Source organism: Rickettsia sp. TH2014 (genome assembly GCF_019249195.1).
In the GTDB taxonomy this organism is placed as follows: Bacteria; Pseudomonadota; Alphaproteobacteria; order Rickettsiales; family Rickettsiaceae; genus Rickettsia; species Rickettsia felis.
This window is the reverse complement of sequence record NZ_MXAX01000157.1, coordinates 3,646-6,399: the sequence shown is the minus strand read 5'-3', so window position 1 is coordinate 6,399 and position 2,754 is coordinate 3,646. Positions and strand designations below refer to the sequence as shown.

The window sequence follows — 2,754 nt, the reverse complement described above, 5'->3', positions numbered from 1 at the left end:
ACTATTTACTCTAAACTGCAATACGGAGGCACGACCAATTATTTTTATACACTAAGCGCTATATTGACTTTTTTTAATCTCCACGCAACAACGCCTTGCGAGGGGATGACGATTAGATATCCATGCGGGAATGACACCGAGGGCATTTTTTGAGCCGTGCAACAACGCCTTTAGTCACTCGCAATGACAATAATGACAAAAAAATCAATTCAGCACGCCTGACCATTCAGGATCAGAAGCATCCGCCGGTGTTATAATTTCTCTTTCATTATGACCCGTTAGGTCAATTACAAAAATTTTATTTTTCCCCGAAGCTTTAGCTCTCGACGGCCAACCTTTAGCAAACATAATAACTCGTCCGTTAGGCGACCAACAAGGGCTTTCGACTAAATATCCGCTTGTTATTATTCTTTCACTGTTCTCATCATCTTGGGGGCATGCTTTCATAATTCCGATATTAAAGGTTTTTCCTTCAGCTCCTCTAGTAATTTTAGTGAATGCTATATAGTCTCCTCTAGGCGACCAACTAGGAGCAGTGTAAGAACCTCCACCGAAACTAATACGCTGAACGTCACTTCCGTCCGAATTCATGATATATAATTGAGGCACACCGTTTCTATCAGAATTATACACAATTTTTTTACCGTCCGGTGAATAGCTAGGGGAGGTATTAATACCGAATCCGTCAGTTAATTTATGAAGCCGTTTAGTAGCAAGGTCAATTTCATAAATATGCGTCGAGCCGTTTTTAGCTATCGACATTACAGCTTTTCTACCATCTGGTGAAAATCTAGGAGCAAAAGATATACCGGAAAAGTCACCTACTATGCTTTCTTTACCTGTTTTTAAATCCTTTTCATAAACAAGGGCTCTTCTTTTAGTTGCGTATGAAACATAAAAAATCTTATCCGCTGAACGAGCAAATCTTGGGGTTAATACTAGGGACTTTCCATTGGTAAGGTATTTATGATTAGCGCCGTCATAATCCATCAAAGCAATTCTTTTTATTTTCGGTAAAGAAGCGCTTTCTGATACATACACTATTTTAGTATCAAAATAACCGGCATCACCGGTAATTTTTTCATAAATTTTATCGGCAATTTTATGTGCTGCTCTTCGCCATAAATTTTCCGGTACTTCAAGAATTTCGCCGGCAAGCTGTTTTTCAAGCAACGTATCCCATAATATAAAGCTAATTTTAAGCTTACCGCTTTCTAGTTTTTTAACTTCACCGTTTACTAAAAGGCTAGCATTAATTTGACGCCACGCAGAAAAAAGCGGTTTATATTCTATTCCTGTCTTCTCTTCTATAAAAGATGCAGAGGAAATAGAACGGAATAACCCCGAAAGTTTTAAATCATTAGAGATAACTCTAACCACATCACCACCTAATACATCATCGGCAGAATTATCGGCATCAAATTTATTGACCGCTATAGGCGTCGGATCAGCTCGCCCATGCTCAATATTTATTGTTTCAAGCGCATAGCTGGTAAAGCTAAACAATAGTGATAGTATAAAATATATAATATTTCTCACTCAAAATACTCCTTTTTATCAAATTCCGTTATGGTTGTTGTAACTCTATGTCATTCCTACGAAATGAAGAGTTGGGATACGAAGATCAACTTGGAAAAGAGCAAGGAGTTCACAAGTCGAGGAGCGGAGCGTATACTTAATACGTGAGCACCGCAGAACTTGTAGAACGACGTAGCCAATTTTTCAAGTTCATCGAGTATCCATTACCCAAAAATCTTCATTAGTTCTTCCCACTCTCTTTTAGTCATACCACTAGTTTCATGGGTGACTTTTTCACCTTTTATCATTCTTTTGATTACGTCTAAACCTTTACGTGAAATATTTGCTCCCTGCAAACGATATTCCTCAAAAGCTTCGTAAGTAAAAGGAACCCAAGCTTTGACTATCTCAAGCATTTTTTCAGCATAAACTCTAATTTCATATTGTGCGTGAGGGTCGGCACGTAACCTTAAAAAATGAAGTAAATTATGTAAATTAATTTTCCAATACCATTCCGTATAATAATTTAAAGTTAAATTCATACGGGCAAGCTCTCTTGCTATTCCTGTGGTATTCTCATCTATAATATTACCATCTTCATCGGCATTCATTAGCTCTTTATAATGCCCGTAACACTGTTTAGCATCTTCTTCTAAAATTGCAAGAACCTTTTCAGCCACTTCTTTCGGTAAGCTATCCCCTTCCCTACATTGTTTATTTACGGCAGATTGGGAAGCAATATTTGCCGGTTCTGGTAAATAAAATTCGTTGCCTAAAATAGAGTATCTTGCCGAATATTCGTTAACACTAGCTGTTCTATGCCTAATCCATTGTCTTGCAATAAATATCGGTAATTTAATATGGAACTTGATATCGCACATCTCAAAAGGAGTAGTATGATAATGACGAAGCAAGTAGTTTATCAGCCCTTTATCTTGATTTAGCTGCTTCGTACCCTTACCGTAAGATACGCGTGCTGCTTGTACTATAGCACTATCATCTCCCATATAATCGATAACTCTAATAAAACCGTGATCCAACACTTTTATAGGCTCGTATAAGATTTCTTCAAGTGCCGGAACTGTTGCTCTTTTTGTGGTGTTATTCATTCTATCCTCATAAATAGGTATTTTATTTTTATTAGGATGTCATTCCCGCGGAAGTGCGTTGTCTGCGTGGATACCACCTCGTCATTGCGAGCATCCATAGGCTGCGTGGCAATCTCATGAAATAATA

The 2,754-nt window shown here is 37.8% G+C and carries 2 protein-coding genes; both read right to left on the bottom strand.

The annotated features are described in order from the left end of the window. Positions 1–204 precede the first annotated feature (204 nt). Positions 205–1,539, bottom strand: coding sequence for a Tol-Pal system beta propeller repeat protein TolB (tolB, locus tag KYQ89_RS03025; RefSeq protein WP_218460346.1), 1,335 nt, complete (start codon positions 1,537–1,539; stop codon positions 205–207). Between the two features lie 203 nt (positions 1,540–1,742). Next, the gene (gene thyX, locus KYQ89_RS03015; RefSeq protein ID WP_218460345.1) at positions 1,743–2,627 is read right to left on the bottom strand and encodes an FAD-dependent thymidylate synthase; all 885 of its coding nucleotides are present in this window, start codon (positions 2,625–2,627) and stop codon (positions 1,743–1,745) included. Positions 2,628–2,754 lie beyond the last annotated feature (127 nt).

Excerpts from the sequence above, each read along its gene's own strand:
- thyX (WP_218460345.1), bottom strand. The coding sequence starts at position 2,627 with ATGAATAACACCACAAAAAGAGCAACAGTTCCGGCACTTGAAGAAATC.